Below are 23,985 nucleotides of genomic sequence, written 5' to 3'. Positions count from 1 at the left end.
ATCGGCGGCGACGCGGCCGCGCTCGCCGTCGTCGCCCCGTCCGCGCTCGCTGTCGGCGTGCTGGCACTGCGCGGGCATCCGGCCGCGCCCGTGCTCGCCCTGGCCCCGTCGATCTTCGTGGTCTACACCTACACCCAGCTGATCCTCGGCAACGAGTTCCTCCGCTGGCCCGGCAACATCGAACGATTCTTCCCACTGATGCTCGCAGTGTTCGTCCTCGCCGCCGCGCTCGCGATCCGAGCCTGGCAGAGCACCCCGCAGGCCGGGCTGCCGGCGACGTCCGCGGGCGCCTACCGTACGGCCGGGATCGTCCTGCTGGCCATCGCCGCGTTCGTCGTCGTCGGCCTGCACCTGCCGAACTTCGTCGACGCGATGCGCGACCAGCCGGCCAGCGTGCAGTACCTTTCCAGCCCCACCGCGTTCTGGCTGGTCAAATTCATGGACCTGGGCATCGTCGCCCCCGCCGCGATCACCGTCGGCATCGGCGCACTGCGCCACCGGCCGTGGGCCTGCAAACCGATGCACACGTTGGTCGGCGCCTACACCCTGATCGGAGCCTCCGTCACCGGCATGGCGATCACCATGACCACCCGCAACGACCCGGACGCCTCCGCCACCATCGTCGCCGGATCGGCGCTGATGACGGCCCTGCTGGCCGCGATCACCTGCTACCTCTACCGGCCCCTGCTCCGGCGACACCCGGCAAGCTCCGGCGCACCCGCTCCGGGCAACCCACTCATGCCCCACCGGATGTGGTGAGCGCCCAGGCAGCGCCGACCGCGGACGTGACGCTGTACTGGCTGCCCCTCGGCGCCGGCGGCCACTGCATCCGCCTCAACGGGCGGGTATTCGAAGGCCTGCAAGCACGTCACCAGCATCGACCCGTACGCGACCTCTACCACTCCGCTCTTCGGGTACGCCTCGGCGGGCAACGCTTCGTCATCGAGATGACCCCGGTGCTGGGCGGCCGTACCACGGATCGCGGAGTCGTCCGCGAAGGCCCGGTCGGATTCCGGTTCCTCGGACGGTCACCCCTGTTCCGCTACGAGATCAGGCGGTGGCGCGACGGCACCATCCCCGACCTGGCCGAGGCCGTCGGCGGCCCGCACGTCGTCAGCGCCGACGCCACCCGGGCACGGGAGGTGTTGCGCCTGACGCCGTTCGTTCCCGGGCTCGTCTGGGGGCGCGACGAATGCCGTACCGGCGAGATGTGGAACTCCAACTCACTGACCGCCTGGCTCCTCGCGGGTAGTGGCCACCGAATGGAGACCATCGGCCCACCCGAGTACGGCCGAGCGCCCGGATGGCTGGCCGGCCTGACCGTGGCCGCTCGGCTTGGTCAACGGTAGGAACACCGGCTTCGGCCGGTTCCCGTCCCGGATCCTGGCGAGCAACCAGGAGTGAAGTGCCCGTACCTTATGGCCCGCAGCCTTGACCCGGCAGGAACCGGCCGCGCTCGATGGACGATGCGCTGAAAGCCCGTGCTGAAGGCCTTCGCCATCGCCTTCGGTGACCGCTGGCCGGCCGCCGAGACCTACTAACCAAACAGCCGGAAACACCGATCTTGGGGCTCTGTCTCACTTTCGGTGGTGACGTAAAGTGATCGGCGTCGTTGTAACCGTATGAGCGATGTCGATGCGGTGCTGAGAACGGTCTTCGCCGGTTTGTCTCCGCTGGTAATCGAGGAAGTCGTTGACCAGGACGAACTGATTCTGATCCGCGCCCGGACACCGTCAACGGCGGTGGCGTGTCCCGGTTGCGGGGCGCCGGCGCAACGGGTGCACGGCTATCACGAACGCGTGGTCGCCGACGTTCCGGTCGATGCCCGCCGGGTCGTTCTCCGGGTCCGGGTACGACGGCTGGTCTGTCCCACCCGCGGCTGCCGGCAGACCTTCCGCGAGCAGATCCCTGGCGTGCTGGAACGCTATCAACGCCGCACGCCCCGGCTGAACGGCCAGATCGGCGCCGTGGTCAAGGAGTTAGCCGGCCGTGCCGGTGCCCGTCTGCTGTCGGCCTTGGCGGTGCTGACCTCACGGCATACCGCGCTGCGGATACTGCTCGGGCTGCCGCCGCCGGCTCGGCCGATTCCCCGCGTACTCGGGGTGGACGACTTCGCGTTGCGCCGCAGCCGGCGGTACGCGACGGTCCTGATCGACGCCGAGACCCACGAACGCGTCGATGTCCTGCTCGATCGCCGAGCCGACACCTTGGAGAGCTGGCTACGGGAACATCCCGGCGTGCAGATCGTCTGCCGGGACTCCTCGGCCACCTATGCCGAAGCCGTCCGCCGGGTCCTGCCCGACGCGGTCCAGGTCGCCGACCGCTGGCACCTGTGGCACAACCTCGCCGAAGCCACCGGCAAAGAGGTCGCCGCCCACAGCCTCTGCTGGGCCAAGGCCGGCCCAGCACCGTCCGACGGACTGCAGGCCACCACCACCCGCGACCGGTGGCACCACGTCCACGCCCTGCTCGACAAAGGCGTCGGCCTGCTCGAATGCGCCCGCCGGCTCAACCTGTCCTTGAACACCATCAAGCGCTACGCCCGAGTCACCGAACCCGACAAACTGATCCGGGCACCGCGATACCGGCCCACCCTCGTCGACCCCTACCGCGATCATCTACGCCAGCGCCGGGAGCAGAATCCCGCCGTCCCGGTCCTGCACCTGTTCCACGAGATCAAAACTATGGGCTACACCGGCAGCCTCAATCTGCTGCACAAATACATCAACCAAGGACGGGTCGAAGCCGACCGTCCCGCGGTCTCGCCCCGCCGCCTGACTGGCTACCTACTGACCCATCCCGATCACCGCAGCCAGCGGCAACAAGACCTATTCGATTCCTTCACCACTGCCTGCCCCGAGATGACGGCGCTCGCCGGCCTCGTGCACTCCTTCGCCGCACTGCTGAAACCCATCAGCAGCAACGCCGACCGGCTCGCCGACTGGATCAACGCCGCCCGACGGGAAGACCTGCCGCACCTGCATGCCTTCACCCGCGGCCTCGACCGGGACCGCGACGCCGTGGACGCCGCCGTCACACTGCCCCACCACAACGGAACGACCGAAGGCGTCAACACCAAGACCAAGCTGCTCAAACGCCAAATGTATGGAAGAGCAGGCTTCGCACTGCTCCGCCACCGCATCCTGCTCGGCTGAAACCTCACCCACCGTCACCACCGAAAGTGAGACAGAGCCGTTCTTGGTACGGACCCCGGTCAACGGGCGTGAGCGCTCTGGGTCATGCGCCGGGGTTCGTGGGGGAGGCGGACGGTGAAGCTGGTGCCGGCGTGCGGAAGGTCGTTCAGGGTGACGGTGCCGTGGTGGGCTGCGGTGATGGCGCGCACGATGCTGAGGCCGAGTCCGGTGCCGGGGACGGCGGTGTGGCGGGCGTTGGAGGCGCGGTAGAAGCGGTCGAAGAGGTGGTGGCGTTCGTTGTCCGGGACGCCGATACCGGTGTCGGTGACAGTCATGGTCACTGTGTGCTTGTCGTGGACAAGGGTGAGGGTGGTGTGGCCGCCCGCGGGACTGTATTTGACGGCGTTGGACAGCAGGTTGTCCAAGACCTGCCGCAGTCGCTGTGGGTCTCCGGAGGTGATGAGTTGTCCGGGGACGTCGGCGGTGATGGTGACACGGTTGGCGTCGGCGGCATCTTGGACGTGCTGCAGGGCTTGGCGGGTGATTGCGGCGAGGTCGATCGGACGGATGCTGACCGGAAGGTGCCCGGATTCGAGGGCGGCGAGATCGAGGAGGTCGTCGACTATGGCGCGCAGTGTGCCGGTGCCGCGGGCGATCGCTTCATGCATGGTGCGGGTCTCGTCACTGTGGGGTTCGGTCTCGGCGAGGAGCGCGTCGATGCAGGACGAGATGACGGTCAGTGGGGTGCGCATCTCGTGTCCGACCAGAGACAGGAAGTCGTCTTTGCTCCGGGTGACTTCGTGGGCGAGTTGGGCGCTGCGCCGACTGGCGAGGAACTGCCCGAGTTGTTCGCCGACTCCGGTGAGCAGGGTCGTCAGTGCGGTCCGCTCGTGTTCGCAGTTGGCGGCGAAGCAGGTCAGGACGCCGACGACGTGACCGTCTGCGGAGATGGGGGCGGCCATCATGGTGTGCAGGCCGGCCCGGGCGGCCATCCGCGCCCACGGGCCGGTGGCGAGGTTCCTGGCGTGTGCGGTGTCGGCGATGTCCGGGATCCACAGGGGCTTGGCGGTGGCCAAGGCGGTGCCGCTGACCCCGAAACCTCTACTGACCGGCCGGGTACGGAATTCGCCGAGTCCGGCGTCTAGTGTGCTGTGGTGTCCGGCCAGGCGCGCCATGTCGGTGAGGTCGTCGTGTAGCCATAGTTCGACGTAGGGCCAGGCCAGCGCGGCGGCCACCGCCCGGGTGATCTCGGTGGCGGAGCAGTCCATGTCGCCGGTGTGGGCCAGCGTGGTCGCCACCGAGAGTTGACAGTCGCGGAAGCGTTCGACCCGGCGACGTTCGGTGATGTCGAGACTGGTACTGACCGCTCCCACCTGGGTATTGCCGGCGGTGATGATCGGCTGGGCGTTGGCGAGCATCGTTCGGACCGGTTCGCCGGGCACCGCGATCAGGATTTCCTGGTCGCGGACGTGCTCACCGCCCAGTGCGCGCAACAGAGGACTCTGGTCCCAGGGTAGGGGTGTGCCGTCGGGCCGGTGCAGGTGAGCGGGAAGCACGGCGAGCAGCGTCGCCGGCGCCGCGTCGTCGGGCAGGCCGTGCAGGCGGCGCATCGCCTGGTTGGCGACTTGGAGGCGGCCGTGCATGTCCATCGCGGCGACCGGCGCCGTGAGGCTGTCGAGCAGGGCGGTGCGGAAGCCGTGTTGGTGACCGGCGTCGCGTTCGGCGGCCGACTGGCCGGTGAGGTCGGTGAGGAACACACAGCTCAGGGGACCGTAGCGTCCGCGCAGCGTCGACGCGACCGCCCGAACCGGTATCTCGTGGCCGTCGCGGTGGCGGATCCGGATGCGGCCGGTCCATCCGCTCTGCAGACCGGTCGAGGCGAGCAGGTCCGGCAGGATGCGGCGGAAACGGTTCCGGTCTGCCTCGGGTAACAGGACCTCGTCGGCCCGTCGGCCGCCGGCTTCGGTAGCCGACCAGCCCAGCATGGTCTGTGCGGCCGGATTCCAGCCCCGGACCCGCCCGCCGGCGTCGACCGCGACGAACGCCTCCTGCATCCCGTCGAGGATCGCTGCGGCGTCCAGCCCTGCCATCGCGTCCGCGTCGGTGTACACGCCGTCGGCGGGCAGACCGGCGAGGAGGGCGGAGATCTCCACCAGCAGTTCCAGGTGGGCGCCCGTCCATACCCGGGGTACCACGTCGACGACCAGCAGCGACCCGACCGTGCGGTCGGCGGCGTCCCGCAGCGGTACCCCGGCGAACGCGCGAGCGCCGTACTCCATCGCCAGAGCATGCTCACGTAGGTCGGGATCGGCGCTCATGTCGTCGGCCGTCACCGGATGATCGGCGCTGACGATGTACTTGCACACCGAGTACGCCACCGGCACCGGCTCGCCCGTGGCGAGAGCAGGTGGCAGGCCGAACGAGCCGACGAAATGCTCCTCCACCACGTCCATGACCGCCACGATCGCGATCGGCGCACCAGTTACCCGGGCCGCCAACCGGGCGATCGCATCCAACGGCATGGCCAGCCCCGGCAGCAACCGCCGTGCCCGCCGCGCCGCCGCCACCCGCTGCGGCTGCTCCAAAACCGCCATATCAACGCTCGGCATGCCAATCACCCCACCCCAACAGGGCAGGACCTGACCGGTCCGCCCGCGTCGACCATCGGAAGACGGACGCGCCGGGGTCTGGAGCGGCATTCGCTGGAACTGATGATCCCCGCATCAGGGACTTCACGACGTCAAATCCGGCAACCCCGTTCAGCGCCAGTGGAACTTCTTGTCGGTGCCCGCTGCGATGCCGTCCGAGCTCAGATAGGCGCGTTCGGCCGCCCCGGACCAGCCGAGTGCGTGGCCGGCGGGTTCGTCGTGGACGCCGCCAGGTGGTTCTTTCTGCAGGTGGCCGTGGGTGCGGGCGCCAGCGGCGTGCTGGTGGGCGCGGCTGGTCATCGAGTCGGCGCTGACCGTCCAGACGATGTGGCCGTTCGCGTCACCGGCGGCTTGCATCGCCGCGAGGATCCGGTCCCAGGTGCCCGGATCCGCCACCGATCGCGTCGATCCACCAGCTTCTAAAACCCGCCTTAGGTGAGATCAGGAGGTGGAGTCGAGCGGCAGCGGCCCCGGGGACCAAGGAACTCGCCGGTGCGATGACATCGTCGTCAGCACCGCCCCGGATCACTGCGCGTCAGAGGATTCACCGGTCGTCCCAGCAGAGAGGACAGTTCCTGGACGGACCGTGAATAGTGGGGATCGACGGTTTCGCCGGATGTCAGCTCCGAAGGAGCGCACGGTGCCAGGGCGTCCGCGATGCGCCGCTCGGCGGTCCGGTTGATCCACGTGATGACGTCCTCGTCCCGTCCGGTCCGGCAGCCCGCAAGCCACCACACCTCGACATAGGTGGCCGTGAAGACTGCCGCGGCGCATTGCGGGTCCGGCAGGCTTGCGTCGATGCTGGCGCGGACGGTGCCGCGAGTGTGATCGAACAGCGTGACGAAGGCGTCCCGGTCCCCACGCGAGATCTGCGCCATCAATGCGTTGAGGTGACCGTTCAACGACCCGGCACTGCATTCGGCGCATCCGTCCTCCGCCGTTGACACTTCTTGCGCGGCAGGCGTACGGGAGAGGGGACGCATGAACGCTCCAGGATCGATCGGCAAGGCGGGTCGCCGAGGTCTGGAGCGACAGGCGGTCAGGAGACACGTGACTGCGGCCCCCACAGTACGACACGACGGCGGGTGGGAACAGCTGAACCATTCGAGGGAGTGACGGATCAAGAGGGGGTCGGTGACCCGGGTCCAGCCGAGGTGCCCCGCCATGCCGGTGATGGGATGCAGAAAATGAACCCGGTGCGGTGTTCGGATGTGTGGTCGACGGTGGGCGTACGGTAGATAGGAACTGCCGATTCGGTGGTATGCCCGATGGGATGCCAGGAGATCTTGACGTTGGATCCGCAAACGGGCGGCCGCCGGGGCAGGTCCGGAGGATTCCGTCATGGTGGTTGGTCGAGGCTTCCGCTTGTCCGGGGCCGGCCGTGATCGGTGTGGATGACCCGGGCCGGCGAATGCAGGTGGAACGGCTGGTGACGGCGCACGGCCCGGATGTCGAGAGTCTCTGTCGTGCCTGCCTGACTGGTCTCGCCGGGATCAGTGGTGTCGGAGTGACGGTGATGACGCCGGACACGCAACAGGTGCGTTACGCCAGTGACGCGATCAGCGCCCGGGTGGAGCAGTTGCAGTTCCTGCTCGGGGAGGGGCCGTGCCGGGACGCGTACGCTACGGTCGGCCCGATCCTGGCCGAGGATCTGCGGGAGCCGGTCTGGCATGAACATTGGCCGGCGTTCGCGCCGGCGGCGATGCTGGCCGGAGCCGGTGCGGTGTTCGCGTTGCCCTTGAACGTGGGCGACACTCGTGTAGGCGTGATGGACCTCTACCGCGACACCGCCGGCGGGATGACCGACGGCACCCTGGCCGACGCGCTGATCCTCGCCGATGCGGTCACCGAACTGCTGCTCGCCGAAACCCTGGCGCACGGTGACGACGACAATTCGATGCTCTCCGACAGCCGGGGGAGTACCTGCTGCCGAGGGCAGCCGTGCACCAGGCCACCGGCATGATCAGTGTGCAACTCGGCGTGACCGTCGAGGTAGCTCTGGTGCGGTTGCGCGCTCACGCGTACGCCGCCGGCCGGGACCTGGACGAGGTGGCCGGCGACGTGCTGGCTCGCCGGCTGAGGTTCAACGACCTGGACGATGACGGAACAGGACAGGTGAGTAGCCAGTGAGTGCAGCTGACGATCCGGCGATGACGGACTTCCTGGTGGAGTTGTCCGACACGTTGGTTGCCGACCTCGACGTGGACGCGCTCCTGCATTGGGTGACGGAGCGGTGCGTTCGCGTGCTCGACGTTCAGGCGGCCGGGATCATGCTGGCCGACGACCGTGGCGTGTTGCAGTTGCTGGCGGCGGTGCCGGAGTACACCCCCGGGTGCGGCTGTTCGAAGCCGCGTCCACGCCGGGCACCTGGAGTTTCGTGACCGGGGAGACGGTGGTCGACGCCGACCTGGGCCGCCCCGACCACCGCTGGCCGGGCTTTGCCCAGCAGGCCCGCGACGACGGTTTCCGATCGGTCGCCGCGGTGCCGATGCGGATCCGTGGTGAGATCGTCGGCGTGCTCAGCGTGCTCCGCACCCGGACCGGACGCTTCAGTGACGAGGCGCTGCGCCTGACGCGGGCGCTGGCGAACGTCGCGACCGTCGGACTGCTGGTGCACCGCGATGCCGAATATCGGACGGTGCTGGCAGTCCAGTCCCAGCAGGTGCTGACCGGGCGAATGGCAGTCGAACGGGCACGGGGCATCCTGGCGGAACTACTCGATGTGGACGTCGACGTTGCGCTGCAAAGTTTACGTCGCCACGCCGGGCGCACCGGGCGCACCCTGCGGGCCACCGCCATGGAAGTGGTCAACAGCCTGCCCCGGGCGGGACAGATGAACGGCACCGATTCGGTGCTGCTGGTGCAGCGGATCGCCACGACGACGCTGCCGGGACTACGGATGCAGGTGCGGCAGCGGCTCGTCGCGGCCGGCCTGTCCGGGGCGGCCCTGGACAGCTTCCTCCTCGCCATCCATGAAGCAGCCGTCAACGCCCAGGAGCACGGTGGCGGTGGCCGGCTGTGGCTGTGGCGCCATGCCGGGAACATGTGGTGCGAAATCAGCGACGACGGTCCCGGCCTGCCCGCGGACCTCGAAGCGCGTATCGAGGCGCCGCACGTCGACGGTCTGCCGGCGGCGGGGCTGTGGCTGATCCGCCGCATCTGCCCCGACCTGGAGATCACCAGCAGCCCGCATGGAACCCGGCTGCTGCTACGTCAGTCCCTGCCCGGTCATCCGTCGGAATCGGCGTCCGCCGCCGGAGGCGGATAGCCGAACAGCGCCGCGGTCTCGGTGAGCGACAACAGGGTGCGTACGGCGTCCGAGGCGGCGACCACGCGCATCCGCCGGCCATCGGCAACCGCCCGATCTCGCACGCCGAGCAGTAGCCGCAGCCCGGCGACGTCACAGAACCGCAGTCCCGACAGGTCCCACTCCGATGTCGTGGCGGGCTCGTCGAGAACCGCCGCCAGCCGGCCGGACACGGCGGCGTCCACTGGTGCGGCCAGTTCACCCGTCACCGACACCGCGACCACGTCACCAGCCGGCGGCCCCACCACCACGTGCACATCCGTATCCGGGTCCGACCCCATCCCGGTGATCACCCGCCTCGCCGCCGTTGACAACAGCTCCCCTGTCACCGTGATCCGTTCCTGTAGTACCTGGTGTGCCTGCACGGCATCGCATCCGTCATGGGCCATCACCGCCCCGACGGCTCGCTGGATCGTGACCCTGCGCTGCAACGCCAGCCCAAGGCCGATGAGGAACCGGCGTGTGCCCGCGTCGCCGGCACGGCCGAAGCCGTCCGCAGGTATCCCCTCCACGGCGAAGGCACCACGAACCCCGGCGGCCAGCGCGACCAGCGGTGCCGGCGCCCGGCCGTAGAGATTGAGGACCGCCGTCGGCGTTCCGCCCCCGGCGAACAGAGGCACCGACACCGAAGCCCGCAGGCCCAGAGCGGTCGCCTGCCGGTGGAAACCCGGCCACGACATCGTCGCTGCGATGTCCGGCACCGTGACCGGTACGGCCGTCTGCTCGGCCAGCACACACGGACCCCCGCCCTCGCCGTACTGGGCGTCGTCCACCGCCCGAACCAGATCACTGCTGGCAGCCACCGTGATGTAGCCCGCACCGCGCCACGCGGTGATCGACGCATAGTCCACACCGGCCAGCATGTCAGCAGCCGACGCGGCGATCCTCGTCAGCAGCGTGTCGACCGCGGCATCGCCGTCCGGCATCTCTGCCAACGACATGAGATCGTCGGCCAACAGTCCCCATGGCGGGTGCCCCGGTGAGGCCGACGGGGCGGAACCACTCATCTGCCCGGTCCGCCCACCATCAATGCCATACCTCCAACGTACGGCAGCGCACGCGCACACCACATCCGCACGACGGATGACGACGGCAACGGCCTGCCTGACGCTGACCGTCTTGACCCGGCCCACCCGACCACGGCCGCGCACCCGGATGGCAGGCCCGCCTCGCCGTCGCCGCCCGGCGCAACACCTCCCGCCAACACCACGCGACCTCTCCCGGGTGACCGGCATACCAGGCGACAGCCGCTACTGTAAGTGGTGAACGGTGGTCAGTCCGCCGTCACCTGCTGCCCCAGACCCTGGTAGCGCATCCGAATCGGTCAGGTGCGTCACGTCGTGGGGATCAGTCGTGTTTCTTCACGCCGTGCAATCCCGACGTCACGCAACAGCGTCCGTGGGCAGGCGCTCGGCGACAGCTACTTCGCCTCTCATCCCTCGATGTCCGCTGCACGAGCGCTACCGCCGCTGATGAGCCATCGGACGATGCCCGGAAAGGGGTCTTCTCCATGTCAGCACGCCCGTCAGGCACCGTGGTGCCGCGCCAGGCGGTACTACTGACGGCCGGCACCCGTGGTCCGGCCCTCGCCGTGGCCGAGATCGCGGTGCACGGCTCGTGGTCACATCGGCTGGGCCTGGACGTGACCGCCGCCCTGAAGGACTGTTTCGCCGGCCGACCCGACATCATCATCGTCGACCTGCACGGTTTGGAAGACGACTCCGCCGCCAGCCTGCCGTTGTGGCTGGCGGCACGACGTGCCGCCAATGTCCTTCGGCCGCCGGTTCGACTGGCCTTGTGCCTGCCCGCGGAGACAGTCCTGCGGACACGGCTGCAGCGCATCGACGCCCATCGTCTGCCGCTGCACGCCACCATGGCCGAAGCGCGCGCCGCGGCGGCGAAAGCCTCGAACGGCTGACGGGCACCGGGAGGCAGCGAGAAATTGCACCCATTTACGGTGAACTCGTTAAGTCGATCGATGCCGAACGCCCCACCGTGAGTGGAACGGAACACGTCCCATAGCATGACCGTCGCAATGCTTCATGTCCGGCACAGCGGGTATGAGACTGTGGTCAGGCCATTTCGCCGCAAGCTGACTTCGTTGACCACGGAGGTTTCTATAGGCGACGTTGCATCCGGGTCACCAAGAGAAGAGGGCAGTCGTGACCGCCACACACGTCAGAAGATCCGAGATCGTTTCCATTCTTCGGTCCAGAGGAAAGTTCGCACGCGCCGACTGGTTCGAGCGCACGCTGCCCGACCTCGTCGACACCGGCAAGAACAGCAGCCTGCTGGCAAATCTCGAAATCGACGCGGACACCTTGAACTCGACCGACCGCATTCCTCAGAACGCATAATCCGGAACGCCCGCCGGCGCTGTCACTGCTGTGGGACGTGCGTCCGCTCAGGCCGAGCTGCTCCGACGGGCGGCCAGTACGGCAGATCGGTGAAGTCGGCGTGGAACAGGTCCGGTACCTCCTCACAGCGCGGCCGACAGGCAGATCAGCGCTGCGGTGAGCAGGACGCCACCCACAGCGAGCCCATTCACCGCGCTCACGGGCAGCGCACGCGATCTCGCTACCGGCACAGCCACCAGCGCGGCGATCGTGACGAGGGCGCCGACCAGATGGATCAGCGGGAACGCGAGAAGCGCCGCGACGGGAAACAGGTGGAGGCCGACCACGAGCGCGATCCACACCGGGACCAGCTCACGACGGCCCCGGAGGCTCAGGACCACCGCGCCGGCCCCGGCCAGGAGCACCTCGAGCCCGACGACGATGCCGAACGACTTGCTGGTGTCCGCGTCGAACGCTGTCGTGGCGCCCCAGTTCCGCCAGGTCAGCAGGGCCCCGGCGGCCATGGTCAGCAGGGACGTGACGGAACTCGTGAGCAGCCAGGGCCGCCATTTCGCAGGCGGGTTCTCCTGAGCCCAGCCGAACCACATCGAGGCGAAGAAACCGAAGATGGCGGCCGTCGCCGGAACATCACGAACCGCTTCCGTCAGCATGCCGCCGCCCGGCGACGGCCGGCGTCGGATTGGTACATCGAAGGGGTTTCCGCGGACATGGGTCCTCCTCGCGGGGCCGATCCGGCCGGGAGAAGGCCCGCGGCTGCCCCGGTGACACACTGACCGTACGCCTGCCCGGCTTCCTGGACATCCCTGCGCCTGCGAGCAGAATCGCGCGGTTACGCGGGATCGGGGAATAGCCGACGGCACATCGGCGAATCATTCCCGCGAATAGCGCGTACCGTCGGAGGTGGATCGGTACGTCAGCTGATTTGACGGCCGGCGCCCATCGGGCGCGCTGCCCCAGACCTCGGTGGTTCAGACGCGCTACCGCCGTCGACACCGACGGCTACAGCTGACCGGTGGCGGCCTGCTCGGCCCTTCATCCTGGGCCTGAACCGGTGGGTGCTGCGGGTCGCCGAGTCTCCGCATCATGAAAGGAGATCTCCACCATGAGACGCCTGACCTACCTGATGGCCATTCTGGCCATGGTCTTCTCCGCCGCCCTGATACCCGCAGCCGCCTCGGCCTCCGGCCACCACGGGCAGGACAAGTGCGTGTCGGTGCAACCCGAGAACGGCTTCTACGAGGGCGGCCGTGTCGGCACCGAGATTCTCATCGTCCCGGACTCCCGCTGCCGCACCATCAGCGTGTCCCACATCAAGGACCCGGCCAACCCGTCCGACCGCTGCCAGACCTTCCTCGTGGGGTTCTACCCCCTGGGCGGAGACGGCAGCCTGAGCTACACCGAACCGGTCACCGCATGCGGCCGGCAAAGCACCGTCCTGGCCCGCAACGTCCCCGACGGCGCGGAGTACATCGTTCTGTACGACATCGACTACCTGGAGCAGCGAATCCGGTTCCGAGTCCGCCACTGATCGCACACCGACCGCGCCAGTCGGGCTCAGATGGGGCTGAGCCGACGGCGAGGCCTGGTTCAGATCCGTCGACGCCGATGGGAATGGGCAGGCTGGTCGACACCTCGATGCTCAGATCGGTGATGTGCGTCGTGTGATCAGATCATCAGCTGTCCGGGGACACGGTGGCCCAAACGACCTTGCCGCCACGGGCGGGCATAGCGCCCCAGATAGGGGCGACGGCATGGACCAGCTGTAGGCCCCGTCCTCGTTCGTGCAGGACTTCCGCGGCGCTTTCACCGGCGGTAGGTTCGCGCAGGCGGGGATAACGGGTGTCGCTGTCGCGAACGGCCAGCAGCAGGTCGGGCCCGGTGCGCACCACGGTGACGACCAGGTCGGTGCCGGCGTGTTGCACGGCGTTGGAGGCGAGCTCGGAGACGATCAATGTGGCGTCATCTTGTAGATGACGCAGTTGCCAGCGGTCACAAGCCCTTACGACGAGGTCTCTGGCCGCCACTACCGAGATCGGATGCGGGCGCAGCCGGGCCTGCATCCGGAACCCGCGCGGCAGGTCTGCGGCAAGCGACTGGCGCGCTAGTTGCATGGTGGCGAACACCAGCGCCGGGGGCCTGTCGCCGTGCCGTAGCCGGTAGTCCAGCATGGTCGATGTGGGCAGGCACAACGCCAACCGCGCGGGCCTCGGCCCGAGTTGAGCCGTTCGCGCCGCCGTCACCCAGAAGGGCCGGCTCACCCCGTGGAGATCGCCCACACCGTGCAGATCGACGATCACCACCGACACCGGACCGGCAAGACACTCCCGCAGAGTGGCATCCACCTGACGGCCGAGTTCCGGCGACCACTGTCCGTGCACCGTCATCTCCACCACGGTGGTGCTCGCGTCGGCCGCGACGTCCACCGCCACGCCACGCCGATCGGTCCCGGCGGTGACCAGATACGGAGGTCGCGTCGAGTGCGTCCGCTGCCGTCCGACGGCGGTCACCGGCGGCCGGCCACAAGGGCGCCGTCGCAGCTGCGCCACATCCCGGCGCGCCGATCGAGCAGGCACCCGGTGGGTCCATCTCGCCGGACGCCTGGGGGGTCGACGGCCCCGCAGAAAGTCCACGGCAGGGTGTCGCGGACGTGAAGTTTGCGGGGGGTGAGGTGATGGTGAATGATCACGACGGCTCCAGGCACCTGCAGGCGAGGGTGCGCCACCGAGGTCTGGAGCAGCGAGCGGCGACAATGGTGTCACCGGCACCCGACACCACTGTAGGCCGACCTCCTTTCGACCGCCCGATATCGGCGGGCATACGTGAACCGGACAGCACTCGATCCGGGCCGCGTCGTCACGCCGTTCCCCGCGACGGGACGGGTCGGGACCGTTATGCCTAGCCGTACACCTATGCCCGGGAAAAGCAGTCGGAGATTCGTGCTGGTCGGCGCTCTGCGCTATCTCGGCGAAGCCGCTGCTTGAAGATCACTTTCGGGGTACGCCGTGAGACGCGGAAGTCCGATCGCCCGTCCGGGGTGAAAGCACGTCTCAGTCGCCCTCGGCGAGGATTCGGGGGCATCGCACGGCGAGCACGGTGACCGGCCTGTCGTGCTCTACGGCCCCGGCGTCGGCGCAGTGGAGGTCGCTCCCCGCGGTGCCGTTCGGTGACCGAGGCGCGCCCGCGGACCGCGACCCTCACCCAGCGTGCGGTGCTGGAGGGTGGAGATGAGGGAGAGGGTGGACTCGGCACCTTGATTGAGGTTGGGGCCGTGCAGTGTCAGCCCGTCGTAACCGCCGCCGGTCGCCGGGTCCCACATGGCCTGGCCGACATCGTTGTCACCGAGAAACCAGGCGATGGACTGACGCACCCCGGCGGGCCAGATGTGATCGCCGGTGACGGCGGCGGCGGTGGCGCAGGCGTCCGCGAGCGCCGCCACCTCGATCGGTTGCTGGTCGTGGCGTAACCGGGGGCCGCCGCGCTGCCAGCCTGCCGACGGCAGGACCGACAGATGACCGTCGCTGAGCTGGATCGTCAGCAGCCACGTCAGCATCCGGAGGCCGGCGGCCAGGGCTGGTGGGTCGTCGAGGAGGTCGCCCGCGGCGATGAGAGCCTCGGCGAGGGCGGCATTGGCGTAGGTGAGCTTTTCTTGCGGCCACGGCCAGTGCGGGTCGGGATCGGGGGTCCCGATGGCGATCGTGGTGTCGGCCAGGAGTTTAGCGGCCGTCTCGTTGCCGGGATCGGCTCGGAGAAGTTCGGCGGCGCCGAGCGCGGCGAAAGCCATCGCCCGCGGGTCGGCGGACCGGCAGGAGGCTCCCCGGGTGAAGGCGAGGAGCGCTTCCTGGCGGATCCACCGGACCGGGGAGCGCCCGGCGGCGGTGCCTAGGCCCCAGAGGGCTCGGCCCCACCAGTCGCCGAACCCCGGATGATCGGTCCAGGTCCGGTGGAAGTCCAGCCGGTTGTGGAAGGCGCCATCGGAGTCCTGGGCATGGGTGAGGAACGCCAGATAATGCTCTGCGAGCCGAAGGACCTCGGCAGACGGGTCGGGCTCGCGGCTGGTCACGACGAGGCCCCGGGCGTTGTCGTCGGTGCAGTACCCGTGCTCGCGGCGGACAGTGGCGTGCCGGGCATGCTCGAAGAGACCGGTGTCGTCGGTGAGCCGGACCAGGTGGGTGAAGGGCGCAGCGGGAACGACCCGGACGAACCGCGCCGCGGTGGTCGCGCTGACGGTCATGCGCCGGCCACCACGACCGGGCGGGCCCCGGCGCCGATCAGAGTGGAGGCGAGTTGCTGGTAGCGCTGAGCGACCGCGGGCCACCGCAGTGCCGGCTCGGCGTGGCCGCCGCGGCTCCGCAGTTCGGCCGCCAAGGCGGGCTTGATGAGGATCTTCCGGACCGCCGACGCGAGGGCTGCCGGGTTCCGGTGGGGTACGAGTAGGCCGGGCCCGTCGGTGAGCAGTTCCACCGCATGCGGGAAGGCGGTCGCGACGACTGGGATCCGCGCTGCCACCGCCTCGACCAGGACGCCTGAGGTGACCTGTTCGGTGGAGTCGTACGGCAGCACGACGATGTCGGCGGAGCGGATCAGGTCGCCGAGTGCCACGTCATCGAGGTAAGCCGACTCGTAGTGCACATCATGCGCGACACCAAGGGACGCACCGAGTTTATGCAGGCTCGCCCGGTACGTCTCGCCGTGCTGTTCGACGACCTTGGGGTGGGTTCGGCCGGCCACGGTGTAGACCGGCGCCGGCTTGAGGGTCTGCAGGCGGGCCAAGGCTCGCAGAGCCCATTCGATGCCCTTTCCCGGGCCCAGCAGGCCCCAGGTGAGCAGGTGCGGCCGGTCGTCGTAGCGGCGGACGGGCTCCCCGGTGTAGTCGGAGGCACCGTGCGGGATGACGCACACCTTCGCGGCGTCCACGGCATAGCCGAGAAGCAGCCGGTCGTGCGCCGCCTCGGTGATGGTCACGACCGCGCTGGCGGCGGCGGTGATCTGCTCGAGCAGCGACTTCTGCCGCGGGGTGGGCTGAGTCAGCACGGTGTGCAGGACGACGATGCTCGGTACGGTGAGCCGGCGCAGTACGGACAGGACCTCCCCGCCGTCACGGCCGGGGTAGATGCCGTACTCATGCTGGACGACGGCGACGTCGAAGGTGTTCAGCACTTCGGCGGTGTCACGCCAGCCGGACGGCGCGGTGTCCCCCAGGTGTGCGCCACATCGGGCGCGGACGTGATGGTGTCGCCGTTCGCGACGACCCGCACGATGCCGCTCGGCCCGGCGACCTTGCTGAGGTGAGTGGCGAGCGCGGAGTTGAAGGTCGCCAGGCCGCACCGGGTGGGCGGGTGGGTGCTGAGGAATCCGTACCTGATGGTCATGGGTGATGCCTTCCTGTAGCCGCCCGGCCGTGGTCGACGCGCCGGCTGACCGCATGCGCGGCACGGTGCGGGCCGGCCGCTGGCGGGGGGAGCGGATGGTGACGAGGGGCGGGTTGGCCAGCCCCGGCTCATGCCGATGAGTTGCTCGCAGACGGCCGGATAGTCGTCGACCATGCGGTACGCGTCGAAGCGTTTGCGGGCCTGTTTCCGGCAAACCGCTCGATCGAAGTCGGTCGGACGTCCGGCCCGGCTAGTGATCTCGATCGCCGTGTGGGTGCCCTTGTCCGGTGAATCCTGCCGAAGCTCACCAGGCCCGGCGCCCCGGCCGGCGAGAACGGAAGCCCACCCACGTCCGCACCGTGATGGACCCGGCCGTCCGTCGGCGAATCGTCCGCATACCCCTCGGGCACACACCTTCAAAGATGATCATTGTCGGCTCTCTCGAGTCACTCGTCGGCGGGGAGATGGAGCCGCCGGAGTCTGGAGCGACACCGTCAGCCTACGCCTGCCATGGCGCTCCCTCGATGGCCGGAGAACCGGACTCTTCCGCCGATGTTGTCTCCCGCTGCCTGCCGGGCCACCGAGGGCCAAGGTGATGTGGAGGCTCCGTGTGCCCCGCTTCAGAAGCGTTCGATGATCTGATCCGTGGGAAGCCGTGGTGTGTGCGGGGTGGCGGTAGCGGCCGGATCGCCGGTGGTGAAACGCAGCACGAGATGCGGACGGCCGAGGCCGGAGAGCAGGCTCCGCATGCGTTCGCGGGTGACGGCTACCTCGATGGTGGCGCTCAGCGGTAACACCGACAGGCCGAGTTCGGTGGCGGTGAGCCAGGCGGCTGACAGCGCTTCGCCGGCGCGGAGCCAGTCGACCTCGCCGACTCCGGGTCCGTAGAGGATGGCGAACGCGGCGTCGTTCTGGTGCTCTGCGGAGACGGGCAGGTCACCGTGGTGGCCGAAGTCGCGGCCGGGCACGGTCGTCTGTGTGGCCCGGTCCGGGATGGCGGTGTCGGGGATGCCGCTGCCGAGCGGCCGGGTACCGCCGGTCCAGTAGTGGAGTTCGGCCTGCCAGGCGAGGTCCTCGGCCTCGGCACGCTGGGCATGGTCGGCGGCGGCGGCCAGGTCGTACACCTGGTCCGGTCGCAGCAGATGCAGGCCGGCGCCGGTGGACTCGACGGCCGCGCCGACGGCGTGCAGTCTGCCGGTGTCGAGGGGGGTGCTCGGGGCGGGCCGTCGGTCGGTGTGCCGCAGTTTGATGGTCTGGCGGTGTCGTCTGGCGTCGGGGGTGACCGGGATCCGGTGGTCGAGGCGCAGCTGGGCGAGATGGTCGGGGTGTGCGGGGTCCGGCATGCGCGCGAGGATGGTGTGCCAGCCGTCGGCGGCGAGGCTGATCAGGGCGTGGTGCAGTGCGGCCCCGCAGCTGAGGATGGCGAGCCGGGAGTCGGGGTCGGTGACGTCGAGTGCCCGGCTGCGATCGAGGTAGAGGTCGAGCTCGTCGCTGCTGAGACGCCAGCGCCACGGTTGCGTGTTGTGGATCGACGGGGCGTGCCCTGCCGTGGTGGCGGCGGCCGACAGTGCCCGGGCCTCGGCCCGGGAGTCAGCGGCTCGGATGGAAGCGTTGGGGCTCATGCGAGGTTCCTTTCTCCCGGAGGTCGGGACTTTCCGGGTGTGTGCGGCCGGCGCCAGACGCGGGCCTTGGGTGTGCCGGTGTTCCACGGGCGGGATGCGGGCCGCGGTCATCGGGCTATCGGCGTCATCGGTGTGCCGTTGACCGACGGCGTCGCGGCAGGTGCGGTAGTGGCGGCTGCCGCGTTCTCGCGGGCGAGGAACGTGCCGAACTCGCCGATGGTGCTCATCGGCGGGGCTGGGAACACGACGGTGCTGTTCTTGTCGACGCCCAGTTCGACGAAGGTCTGCCGGTTGCGCAGTTGGATCGGCATGGTGACGATGCGCAGGCTCACCCGGTTCAGGACGTCGACGAAGGGGATGATCACGGTGAGGCCGGCCTTGCGGACGGCGATGACCTTGCCGAGGCGGAACAGGACTCCCTGTTCGTACTGCTTGACGACCTTGACGGCGAGGAACGCCAGGGTGAGGAGCACCAGGATGGTGAGAGCGATCCACAGGGACCACATGAGGGATCCTGACTTCGGCCGCAGCCGGATAGTCGTGCCCGAGAACAGTCTGTGTGCGAAACGCACCTGATCGCTGTGGGGCGAAGAAACGCCAAGACGCTCACAGCGGCCAAATACCAGGCCACCGGGGTCCGGGGCGACATCTCAACCCTACGCCTGGTCACGACCCCCGGCCGGGCGCCCGTCGGCGGGCTCGACGAAATGCGGCCTCGACATCGGCCGGGAGCCTTGAAATCGACCGATCGCATTCCTCAGAGCGGCATAGCCCGGGATGATGAGTCTTGCAGGTTGCGGACAACGGTCCCTGGCTCGTTCCGCCGATCACTGAGGAGCGCTTCTCCAGGGCCGGCGGGTGGGGCGAGCCTAGGGATGGCTCGCAGTGATCGCGGCGGGTGTCAGTGCCCGGTGGAGGATACGGTCGATGCACGCCCGGCCTGCTCGTCACGCTTCAGGCGCTTGGCAGTCTGCTTTTCCTTGATCGACTTGCCTTTTTTCTTGACGTTCGCCTTGGCCGTCGAGTCCTTGGACATGATCGAACCTCCCTGGAACAGGTCGGTGAAAGTGCGGGCGATGGAAGAAGGCCCGCGGGGCGGACGCGAGATCCGGACAGCATCTCGAGCCTACTCCCCTTCTGGTCGACGGTCCGCAGTGCTGCAGAGGCGGCCTTGTCGCCGCTCGGGAGATTCGGGCTCACCGCGCTTGATCGGTTCGCGCGAAGCTTGAAGACCGTCCAGTGCCTTTGGATGTCAATCGTTCATGCAGGCCCCGGCCGGTCGGTCCATGCCGGGCACATCGGATCGTCGGCCGGGTGATCACGAGTACGGTTGTCATCGGCCGGATCCGTCCGCTGATCCGCCTCGGTTGAATGGTGGCCCAAGCGTGCCATCAGGTAGAGGCAGCCGAGATCGGGGACCGCATCCCGCAGGATGGCGCGGGCGCGCTCGTGCTCGATCGGTGCGCTGAAGGGCAGGGTCGACACTCCGAGCTCGGCGGCGACCAGCGAGCCCGCGGAGAGCGCTTCGCCGGCATGGAGCCAGTCCCGGCTCTGATCACCCGGACCGTGCAGCACAACGAACGTCGCTGCCCGGTCGTGCCCGTCACGGGTGACGGGAAGGCTCAGGTGGTGGGGCGCGCCGACGATGCGGTCGCCGCCGGCCCACAGTGCCAGTTCCGACTGCCATTGTCTGTCGGCGGGCTCGAGGCTGCCCGTATGGCTCGTCGCCACTGCCAGGCCGAGGATCTGGTCCGGTCGTAACACGGCGAGGCGTACGTGCTGGGACTCGAAGGCGGCACGGATGGTGCTCAGTTGCTCGGGGGTGATCGGGCGGCCGGTGACGGGGCGGCGGTCGGTGCGTCGGAGTTCGATGATGCGCGCCAGGCCGGTGGTGCCGGGGCTCACCGGTGCGGGACCGTCGAGGTGCAGTCGCGCGAGATGGGCCGGCTCGGTGGGGTCGGGCAGACGGGTCGTGGTCACCCGCCAGCCGCCTGCGGCCAGAGTCAGCCGGGCGTGGTGCAGCGCGGCGCCGCAGCCGATCGTGGCGAGCCGCCCGTCGGGGGCGGGGAGTCCGGGCGGCGGCTCGATGTGCAGGAACAGGTCCAGGACGCCGTTGGTCACCTTCCATCGCCACGGCTGGGCGTCGTGAGCCGAGGGAGCCTGCTGGGCGGCCGCGATGGCCTGATAGAAGATCTCGTTCGCGATGCGCCGCCCGGCCGGACGTACGGATGTCATCGGATTGCCCGCTGGCGTAGCGAGCCGACGCCTTCGGTCTCCCATACCTCCTCGGCCCACCGGGTCTCCGCGGAGCTCCGGTGTCCGTCGATCAGCGGCTCGAAGAGGATAGGGGCGAGCTGCGGCGGCTCGGCGAGGTCTGCTGATCCAGGCTGTTGAGCTGATGTTCTCATCGGCGTTCCCGTCGTCCGGGACCAACGCAGGCGCGGGCCCGGCCCGGTGAGACGGGCGAGACGAGGTCCACCGAGGTCGGCGCCCGACGGCCAGGCCGCCGGTTCACCCTCAAGGATACGCGCTGTGCTTCCGCATTCTCGCCGCGCACCCGAGCGCTCGCCGACATCGAGCACGACGGCTGATCCTCGATCGGAAGGAGCAGCGCGCCGGCGGCCCGGGACCGTCAGGCGACCGGACGCCTGGTCTCCACCGAATGGGGCGACCCGCTCGCATGATCGGTGGCGGCGTCGGCATCGACGCTGAGGTCGGGGTGGCCGGCCGGCTCGGGAACGCACAGCCAGAGCGCCTGGGGCAGGATCCCGACAGCCAACCGGTCACTGCTGTGGATGAGATCGCCGTCGAGTTGACGAGGCTGTGGGCGGTTGCTGATCACCTCTATCCGGCTGCCGCGGAAGACCTCGAGGGCGGGTACCCGTTCGCTGCGCCGGATCAGGCCCCACGCCAGCGCCACCCAGGTGCGCAAGGTGTTCGGCGTCAGGATGGCGATGTCGAGGACGCCGTCATCCGGCTGCGCCTCGCTCAGCAGTCTCAGCCCGCCTTGCAACCGGCCGACGTTGGCGATCAGCACCGAGCGGGCGCGCCGGCGGATCGGTTTGCCGCCGTCGATGCGCAGGGTGACCCGCATCGGCCGGTCCTTGAGATGCTTCAGCGCGCCGAGCACGTACGCGGGCCAGCCGATGTGCTTCTTGGCGGTGTCCGAGGTGGCGTCGAGCATGTGTGCGTCGAAGCCCATGCCCGCCATCACCGCGAAGTGCCGGCCGTCGAGAGTGCCGACGTCGATACGCCGCAGACCGCCGTCCACCGCGACCGCGAGACCAGTGGCCAGATCGGTGGACAGCCCCAGATTCGCTGCGAGCAGGTTGCCGGTGCCGGCGGGCAGGACGGCCATCGACACCTCGGTGTTGGTCAGCGCCGACACCGCGGACATCACGGTCCCGTCACCACCGCAGACGAACACCACCTGGGCACCCGATTCGACGGCGGCGCGGGTCTGGCCGAGCCCGGGGTCGTCCTCGGTGGTCTCGAACCATCGTGGCGCCGGCCAGCCGGCCTTCGCCAGCGTGGCGTCGACGGTGCGGCGCAGCTCGGCGACATCGTCGATCTTCGCCGGGTTCACGACGACCGCGGATCGGGGCGCCGGGTCGGTGCGGGTGGTGGTTGTCGTCATCGAGCGGGCTCGCTTTCGTCGGAGGTGACTCCGGTCGGCTCGGTCCCGGTGGCTCACCACCCGGGACGGGTCCGCCGTCCGGATGGTGTGGACAGGTAGCGCATGCCCGGCCGTACCGCCAAAGGCGAGCGTGCTGTCGCCTCCGAACCCTGTCGCCGGGAGGGCGAGGCGTCGACTCGCATCACGCAGTCGAGCGTGATGAGCGACAGCACAGAGGCCACAGGAGTCCGGGCGGCATGTCCACGGCGTAGAGATCGATGAAGACGGAGTACCCCGCCATCCGAGCGGTAAACAGCGGAGGAGCGGGTGAGGAGATCACCCGGCCGGGAGGATATCGCCGCTGGTGGGCAGGCGTCGTCAGGGAGGGATCGGCTCACAGACCGGGCAGGCTCGTCAGGTCGGTGACGACGATGCGGGCGACGTCGGTGAGACGCCGGTTGTTGTTGCGGGCGTAGGCACGGATCCGGAGGAACGCGTCGTCGACGGAGATCCCCTTGATCTGGGCGACGGCGCCCTTGGCCTGTTCGATGATGATCCGGCTGTTCAGGGCGCCCTGCAGCTGCTCGGTCAGCGCCTCACTGCGGCGGATCGCGCGCTCCTGCATGAGGCCGATGGTCGCGACGTCGGCGAGCGCCTGCATGATCGGCACATCCGTGTCGGCGAAGTCGCCGCCGACGCTGTCACCGAAGATGTTCAGCGCTCCGATCACCTGCGAGCGCAGCCGCAGAGGGAATGCGTGCACCGAACGGAAGCCCGCCTCGGCCGCGCGGGGGCGAAGCGCGGCCAGCGGGCCGTCGCGGCCGCGAGATCGACGTTGATGACCGGCCGTCCGGTGCGGAACGCCTCCAGGCACGGCCCCTGATCGTTCTGGATCTGGAACAGCTCGACCAGGCGGACGTTATCGTCGGAGCCCGCCACGAAACCGAGCCGTCCGTGTTCGTCGGCCAGCGCCAGACCGGCCGCCGCCGCTCCGACCAGGTCGCGAGCCCGATCGGTCAGCATGCTCAGGAAGTCGAGAAGGTCGAACTCGTCGACCAGGGTGTCAGCGGCCTCCACGAAGATGGTGGCGAGCCGTTCAGCCGAGACGGTGCTCATGTCCTGCCTTCCGATCGTCCTGAACCGTGCCGCCACTCATTCGTCGTTCCCGTCCAGTCGCAGCCGCCTGGCGACGATGTCACGTGCGACATCGTCGAGACGCCGGTTCTCGGCATAGGCATGAGCCCGTATCCGGACGAGCGCCTCACCGATGGGGACACCCAGCTGCACCATGACCATCCCCTGTGCCTGGAACAGCTCGGCGCGATGCCCGACGTTCAGACACGAAGCGCCGGAGCCGTCCTGTGCCGGCGCGTTCTCCTGCATGTCGAGCAGTGCTTCCACGGTCACGTCCGCGAAGGTGAACGCCGTCCGCAGTTCGCCCCGGGTCAGCTGTCCCGTCCGTTCACGGAAGACGCTGATGACACCGAGCCGGGCGGCGCCGACCTGGAGGGGGAAGGAGAAGACGGCGCGGACGCCGGCCTCCTGTGCGGACGGGGCGTAGACCGGCCAGCGATGGATCGCGGTCTCGGAGAGGTCCGCGGTGAGTACCGGACGGCGTTCCGCGAAGGCATCGATGCAGGGCCCCTCGCCCAGGATGAACTGCAGCTCCTCGACGCGCTCGCTGACCGGGTCCGACGCCGCGCAGACTCCGCGCGTCCCGTCTGCGGTCATCACGCTGACACCGGACCCGGACGCCGACAGTGCCTCGACGGCGGCGAGACAGATGCGCTGAAGCAACATCAGGTCGGCCGGCTGACGCGCGATGAGATGCCGGACCGCCTTCCAGGGCTCGCCCGGACCGTCGGCCGACGTCACCAGCGCCGGCGCTCAGGAGATGACCCGCCCGTGTCGTGCCTCCACATCGGCATAGCC

General features: G+C 69.1%; 26 protein-coding genes and 2 pseudogenes. 11 read left to right on the top strand and 17 right to left on the bottom strand.

The window, feature by feature from the left end; all coding sequences use genetic code 11:
• The first annotated feature begins 57 nt into the window (after window positions 1-57).
• The 4 genes and pseudogenes from ACQPZW_RS37780 to ACQPZW_RS37765 all read left to right on the top strand — a co-directional run bounded on the left by ACQPZW_RS37780 (window position 58) and on the right by ACQPZW_RS37765 (window position 3,155).
• Complete coding sequence (locus tag ACQPZW_RS37780) at window positions 58-759, top strand: hypothetical protein (RefSeq protein WP_433790808.1); 702 nt, start codon at window positions 58-60, stop codon at window positions 757-759.
• Window positions 756-1,349: a hypothetical protein gene (locus tag ACQPZW_RS37775; protein ID WP_433790807.1), complete on the top strand. Its 594-nt coding sequence runs from the start codon at window positions 756-758 to the stop codon at window positions 1,347-1,349. The genes ACQPZW_RS37780 and ACQPZW_RS37775 overlap by 4 nt, the downstream gene beginning before the upstream one ends.
• Before the next feature lie 33 nt (window positions 1,350-1,382).
• Window positions 1,383-1,541: pseudogene (locus ACQPZW_RS37770) on the top strand (IS256 family transposase); the annotation flags it as partial.
• Window positions 1,542-1,622: 81 nt separating this feature from the next.
• A complete protein-coding gene (locus ACQPZW_RS37765; protein WP_433790806.1) occupies window positions 1,623-3,155 on the top strand; it encodes an ISL3 family transposase in 1,533 nt (510 codons plus the stop codon).
• A gap of 59 nt (window positions 3,156-3,214) precedes the next feature.
• Here ACQPZW_RS37765 and ACQPZW_RS37760 read toward each other — a convergent pair whose 3' ends face one another.
• From ACQPZW_RS37760 to ACQPZW_RS37750, 3 genes and pseudogenes are all read right to left on the bottom strand, one after another.
• Window positions 3,215-5,743 carry an ATP-binding protein gene (locus tag ACQPZW_RS37760; protein ID WP_433790805.1) on the bottom strand — a complete coding sequence of 843 codons (2,529 nt, stop codon included), beginning with the start codon at window positions 5,741-5,743 and terminating at the stop codon, window positions 3,215-3,217.
• Between the two features lie 192 nt (window positions 5,744-5,935).
• Window positions 5,936-6,166: pseudogene (locus tag ACQPZW_RS37755) on the bottom strand (IS5 family transposase); the annotation flags it as partial.
• Window positions 6,167-6,291: 125 nt separating this feature from the next.
• Complete coding sequence (locus ACQPZW_RS37750; RefSeq protein WP_433790804.1) at window positions 6,292-6,765, bottom strand: hypothetical protein; 474 nt, start codon at window positions 6,763-6,765, stop codon at window positions 6,292-6,294.
• A 398-nt stretch (window positions 6,766-7,163) separates the two neighbouring features.
• Here ACQPZW_RS37750 and ACQPZW_RS37745 point away from each other — a divergent pair, with 398 nt between their 5' ends.
• The 4 genes from ACQPZW_RS37745 to ACQPZW_RS37730 are packed head-to-tail and all read left to right on the top strand — an operon-like array spanning window position 7,164 to window position 9,050.
• On the top strand, window positions 7,164-7,745 hold the full coding sequence (locus ACQPZW_RS37745) for a GAF domain-containing protein (RefSeq protein WP_433790802.1): 582 nt from the start codon (window positions 7,164-7,166) through the stop codon (window positions 7,743-7,745).
• A complete protein-coding gene (locus ACQPZW_RS37740; protein WP_433790801.1) occupies window positions 7,742-7,912 on the top strand; it encodes a hypothetical protein in 171 nt (56 codons plus the stop codon). The genes ACQPZW_RS37745 and ACQPZW_RS37740 overlap by 4 nt, the downstream gene beginning before the upstream one ends.
• 20 nt (window positions 7,913-7,932) lie before the next feature.
• Window positions 7,933-8,163 (top strand): hypothetical protein, encoded by a 231-nt coding sequence (locus ACQPZW_RS37735; protein WP_433790800.1) that lies wholly within the window; start codon window positions 7,933-7,935, stop codon window positions 8,161-8,163.
• Window positions 8,115-9,050, top strand: coding sequence for a GAF domain-containing protein (locus ACQPZW_RS37730; protein ID WP_433790799.1), 936 nt, complete (start codon window positions 8,115-8,117; stop codon window positions 9,048-9,050). The genes ACQPZW_RS37735 and ACQPZW_RS37730 overlap by 49 nt, the downstream gene beginning before the upstream one ends.
• On the opposite strand, the gene ACQPZW_RS37725 is transcribed toward ACQPZW_RS37730, so the two are convergent.
• The gene (locus ACQPZW_RS37725; RefSeq protein WP_433790798.1) at window positions 9,011-10,030 is read right to left on the bottom strand and encodes an STAS domain-containing protein; all 1,020 of its coding nucleotides are present in this window, start codon (window positions 10,028-10,030) and stop codon (window positions 9,011-9,013) included. The two genes, ACQPZW_RS37730 and ACQPZW_RS37725, sit on opposite strands and share 40 nt — an antisense overlap.
• Window positions 10,031-10,680: 650 nt before the next feature.
• On the opposite strand from ACQPZW_RS37725, the gene ACQPZW_RS37720 reads away from it, so the two are divergent.
• Window positions 10,681-11,007 carry a hypothetical protein gene (locus ACQPZW_RS37720; RefSeq protein WP_433790797.1) on the top strand — a complete coding sequence of 109 codons (327 nt, stop codon included), beginning with the start codon at window positions 10,681-10,683 and terminating at the stop codon, window positions 11,005-11,007.
• A gap of 244 nt (window positions 11,008-11,251) precedes the next feature.
• Entirely contained in the window at window positions 11,252-11,446 is a 195-nt protein-coding gene (locus tag ACQPZW_RS37715; protein ID WP_433790796.1) for a hypothetical protein, read from the top strand.
• A 122-nt stretch (window positions 11,447-11,568) separates the two neighbouring features.
• On the opposite strand, the gene ACQPZW_RS37710 is transcribed toward ACQPZW_RS37715, so the two are convergent.
• Window positions 11,569-12,096, bottom strand: a complete 528-nt coding sequence (locus ACQPZW_RS37710) for a hypothetical protein (RefSeq protein WP_433790795.1) — start codon at window positions 12,094-12,096, stop codon at window positions 11,569-11,571.
• 452 nt (window positions 12,097-12,548) lie between these two features.
• On the opposite strand from ACQPZW_RS37710, the gene ACQPZW_RS37705 reads away from it, so the two are divergent.
• Window positions 12,549-12,974 carry a hypothetical protein gene (locus ACQPZW_RS37705; protein ID WP_433790793.1) on the top strand — a complete coding sequence of 142 codons (426 nt, stop codon included), beginning with the start codon at window positions 12,549-12,551 and terminating at the stop codon, window positions 12,972-12,974.
• A gap of 145 nt (window positions 12,975-13,119) precedes the next feature.
• Here the strand turns inward: ACQPZW_RS37705 and ACQPZW_RS37700 are convergent, their stop codons facing one another.
• The 12 genes from ACQPZW_RS37700 to ACQPZW_RS37645 all read right to left on the bottom strand — a co-directional run bounded on the left by ACQPZW_RS37700 (window position 13,120) and on the right by ACQPZW_RS37645 (window position 23,928).
• The gene (locus tag ACQPZW_RS37700) at window positions 13,120-13,875 is read right to left on the bottom strand and encodes an ATP-binding protein (protein ID WP_433790792.1); all 756 of its coding nucleotides are present in this window, start codon (window positions 13,873-13,875) and stop codon (window positions 13,120-13,122) included.
• A 683-nt stretch (window positions 13,876-14,558) separates the two neighbouring features.
• Window positions 14,559-15,677 (bottom strand): glycosyltransferase, encoded by a 1,119-nt coding sequence (locus tag ACQPZW_RS37695; protein ID WP_433790791.1) that lies wholly within the window; start codon window positions 15,675-15,677, stop codon window positions 14,559-14,561.
• Window positions 15,674-16,603 (bottom strand): glycosyltransferase, encoded by a 930-nt coding sequence (locus ACQPZW_RS37690; protein WP_433790790.1) that lies wholly within the window; start codon window positions 16,601-16,603, stop codon window positions 15,674-15,676. The genes ACQPZW_RS37695 and ACQPZW_RS37690 overlap by 4 nt, the downstream gene beginning before the upstream one ends.
• A complete protein-coding gene (locus tag ACQPZW_RS37685) occupies window positions 16,597-16,815 on the bottom strand; it encodes a hypothetical protein (protein ID WP_433790789.1) in 219 nt (72 codons plus the stop codon). The genes ACQPZW_RS37690 and ACQPZW_RS37685 overlap by 7 nt, the downstream gene beginning before the upstream one ends.
• A gap of 620 nt (window positions 16,816-17,435) precedes the next feature.
• Window positions 17,436-18,437, bottom strand: coding sequence for an Acg family FMN-binding oxidoreductase (locus tag ACQPZW_RS37680; RefSeq protein ID WP_433790787.1), 1,002 nt, complete (start codon window positions 18,435-18,437; stop codon window positions 17,436-17,438).
• A gap of 107 nt (window positions 18,438-18,544) precedes the next feature.
• On the bottom strand, window positions 18,545-18,943 hold the full coding sequence (locus ACQPZW_RS37675; protein ID WP_433790786.1) for an SPFH domain-containing protein: 399 nt from the start codon (window positions 18,941-18,943) through the stop codon (window positions 18,545-18,547).
• Window positions 18,944-19,338: 395 nt separating this feature from the next.
• Complete coding sequence (locus ACQPZW_RS37670; protein WP_433790785.1) at window positions 19,339-19,473, bottom strand: hypothetical protein; 135 nt, start codon at window positions 19,471-19,473, stop codon at window positions 19,339-19,341.
• 224 nt (window positions 19,474-19,697) lie between these two features.
• Window positions 19,698-20,672: a nitroreductase gene (locus ACQPZW_RS37665; RefSeq protein ID WP_433790784.1), complete on the bottom strand. Its 975-nt coding sequence runs from the start codon at window positions 20,670-20,672 to the stop codon at window positions 19,698-19,700.
• 397 nt (window positions 20,673-21,069) lie between these two features.
• Window positions 21,070-22,074 (bottom strand): diacylglycerol/lipid kinase family protein, encoded by a 1,005-nt coding sequence (locus ACQPZW_RS37660; RefSeq protein WP_433790783.1) that lies wholly within the window; start codon window positions 22,072-22,074, stop codon window positions 21,070-21,072.
• Between the two features lie 373 nt (window positions 22,075-22,447).
• Window positions 22,448-22,816, bottom strand: a complete 369-nt coding sequence (locus ACQPZW_RS37655) for an ANTAR domain-containing protein (RefSeq protein WP_433790782.1) — start codon at window positions 22,814-22,816, stop codon at window positions 22,448-22,450.
• Window positions 22,780-23,169, bottom strand: a complete 390-nt coding sequence (locus tag ACQPZW_RS37650; protein ID WP_433790781.1) for a GAF domain-containing protein — start codon at window positions 23,167-23,169, stop codon at window positions 22,780-22,782. Before ACQPZW_RS37650 ends, ACQPZW_RS37655 begins: the two co-directional genes overlap by 37 nt.
• Window positions 23,170-23,205: 36 nt before the next feature.
• Window positions 23,206-23,928, bottom strand: a complete 723-nt coding sequence (locus ACQPZW_RS37645; RefSeq protein WP_433790780.1) for a GAF and ANTAR domain-containing protein — start codon at window positions 23,926-23,928, stop codon at window positions 23,206-23,208.
• Window positions 23,929-23,985: the final 57 nt, after the last annotated feature.

Source organism: Actinoplanes sp. CA-252034 (genome assembly GCF_050956125.1).
In the GTDB taxonomy this organism is placed as follows: domain Bacteria; phylum Actinomycetota; class Actinomycetes; order Mycobacteriales; family Micromonosporaceae; genus Actinoplanes.
The sequence above is the reverse complement of the archived record's forward strand: the minus strand, read 5'-3'. Positions and strand labels throughout refer to the sequence as shown.

Bases quoted from the DNA above. Each gene is read 5' to 3' on its own strand.
- ACQPZW_RS37765 (WP_433790806.1), top strand. From the start codon at position 1,623: ATGAGCGATGTCGATGCGGTGCTGAGAACGGTCTTCGCCGGTTTGTCT.
- ACQPZW_RS37760 (WP_433790805.1), bottom strand. From the start codon at position 5,743: ATGCCGAGCGTTGATATGGCGGTTTTGGAGCAGCCGCAGCGGGTGGCG.
- ACQPZW_RS37750 (WP_433790804.1), bottom strand. From the start codon at position 6,765: ATGCGTCCCCTCTCCCGTACGCCTGCCGCGCAAGAAGTGTCAACGGCG.
- ACQPZW_RS37740 (WP_433790801.1), top strand. From the start codon at position 7,742: ATGATCAGTGTGCAACTCGGCGTGACCGTCGAGGTAGCTCTGGTGCGG.
- ACQPZW_RS37735 (WP_433790800.1), top strand. From the start codon at position 7,933: ATGACGGACTTCCTGGTGGAGTTGTCCGACACGTTGGTTGCCGACCTC.
- ACQPZW_RS37725 (WP_433790798.1), bottom strand. From the start codon at position 10,030: ATGTCGTTGGCAGAGATGCCGGACGGCGATGCCGCGGTCGACACGCTG.
- ACQPZW_RS37710 (WP_433790795.1), bottom strand. From the start codon at position 12,096: ATGCTGACGGAAGCGGTTCGTGATGTTCCGGCGACGGCCGCCATCTTC.
- ACQPZW_RS37705 (WP_433790793.1), top strand. From the start codon at position 12,549: ATGAGACGCCTGACCTACCTGATGGCCATTCTGGCCATGGTCTTCTCC.
- ACQPZW_RS37695 (WP_433790791.1), bottom strand. From the start codon at position 15,677: ATGACCGTCAGCGCGACCACCGCGGCGCGGTTCGTCCGGGTCGTTCCC.
- ACQPZW_RS37685 (WP_433790789.1), bottom strand. From the start codon at position 16,815: ATGACCATCAGGTACGGATTCCTCAGCACCCACCCGCCCACCCGGTGC.
- ACQPZW_RS37680 (WP_433790787.1), bottom strand. From the start codon at position 18,437: ATGAGCCCCAACGCTTCCATCCGAGCCGCTGACTCCCGGGCCGAGGCC.
- ACQPZW_RS37675 (WP_433790786.1), bottom strand. From the start codon at position 18,943: ATGTGGTCCCTGTGGATCGCTCTCACCATCCTGGTGCTCCTCACCCTG.
- ACQPZW_RS37670 (WP_433790785.1), bottom strand. From the start codon at position 19,473: ATGTCCAAGGACTCGACGGCCAAGGCGAACGTCAAGAAAAAAGGCAAG.
- ACQPZW_RS37665 (WP_433790784.1), bottom strand. From the start codon at position 20,672: ATGACATCCGTACGTCCGGCCGGGCGGCGCATCGCGAACGAGATCTTC.
- ACQPZW_RS37660 (WP_433790783.1), bottom strand. From the start codon at position 22,074: ATGACGACAACCACCACCCGCACCGACCCGGCGCCCCGATCCGCGGTC.
- ACQPZW_RS37650 (WP_433790781.1), bottom strand. From the start codon at position 23,169: ATGAGCACCGTCTCGGCTGAACGGCTCGCCACCATCTTCGTGGAGGCC.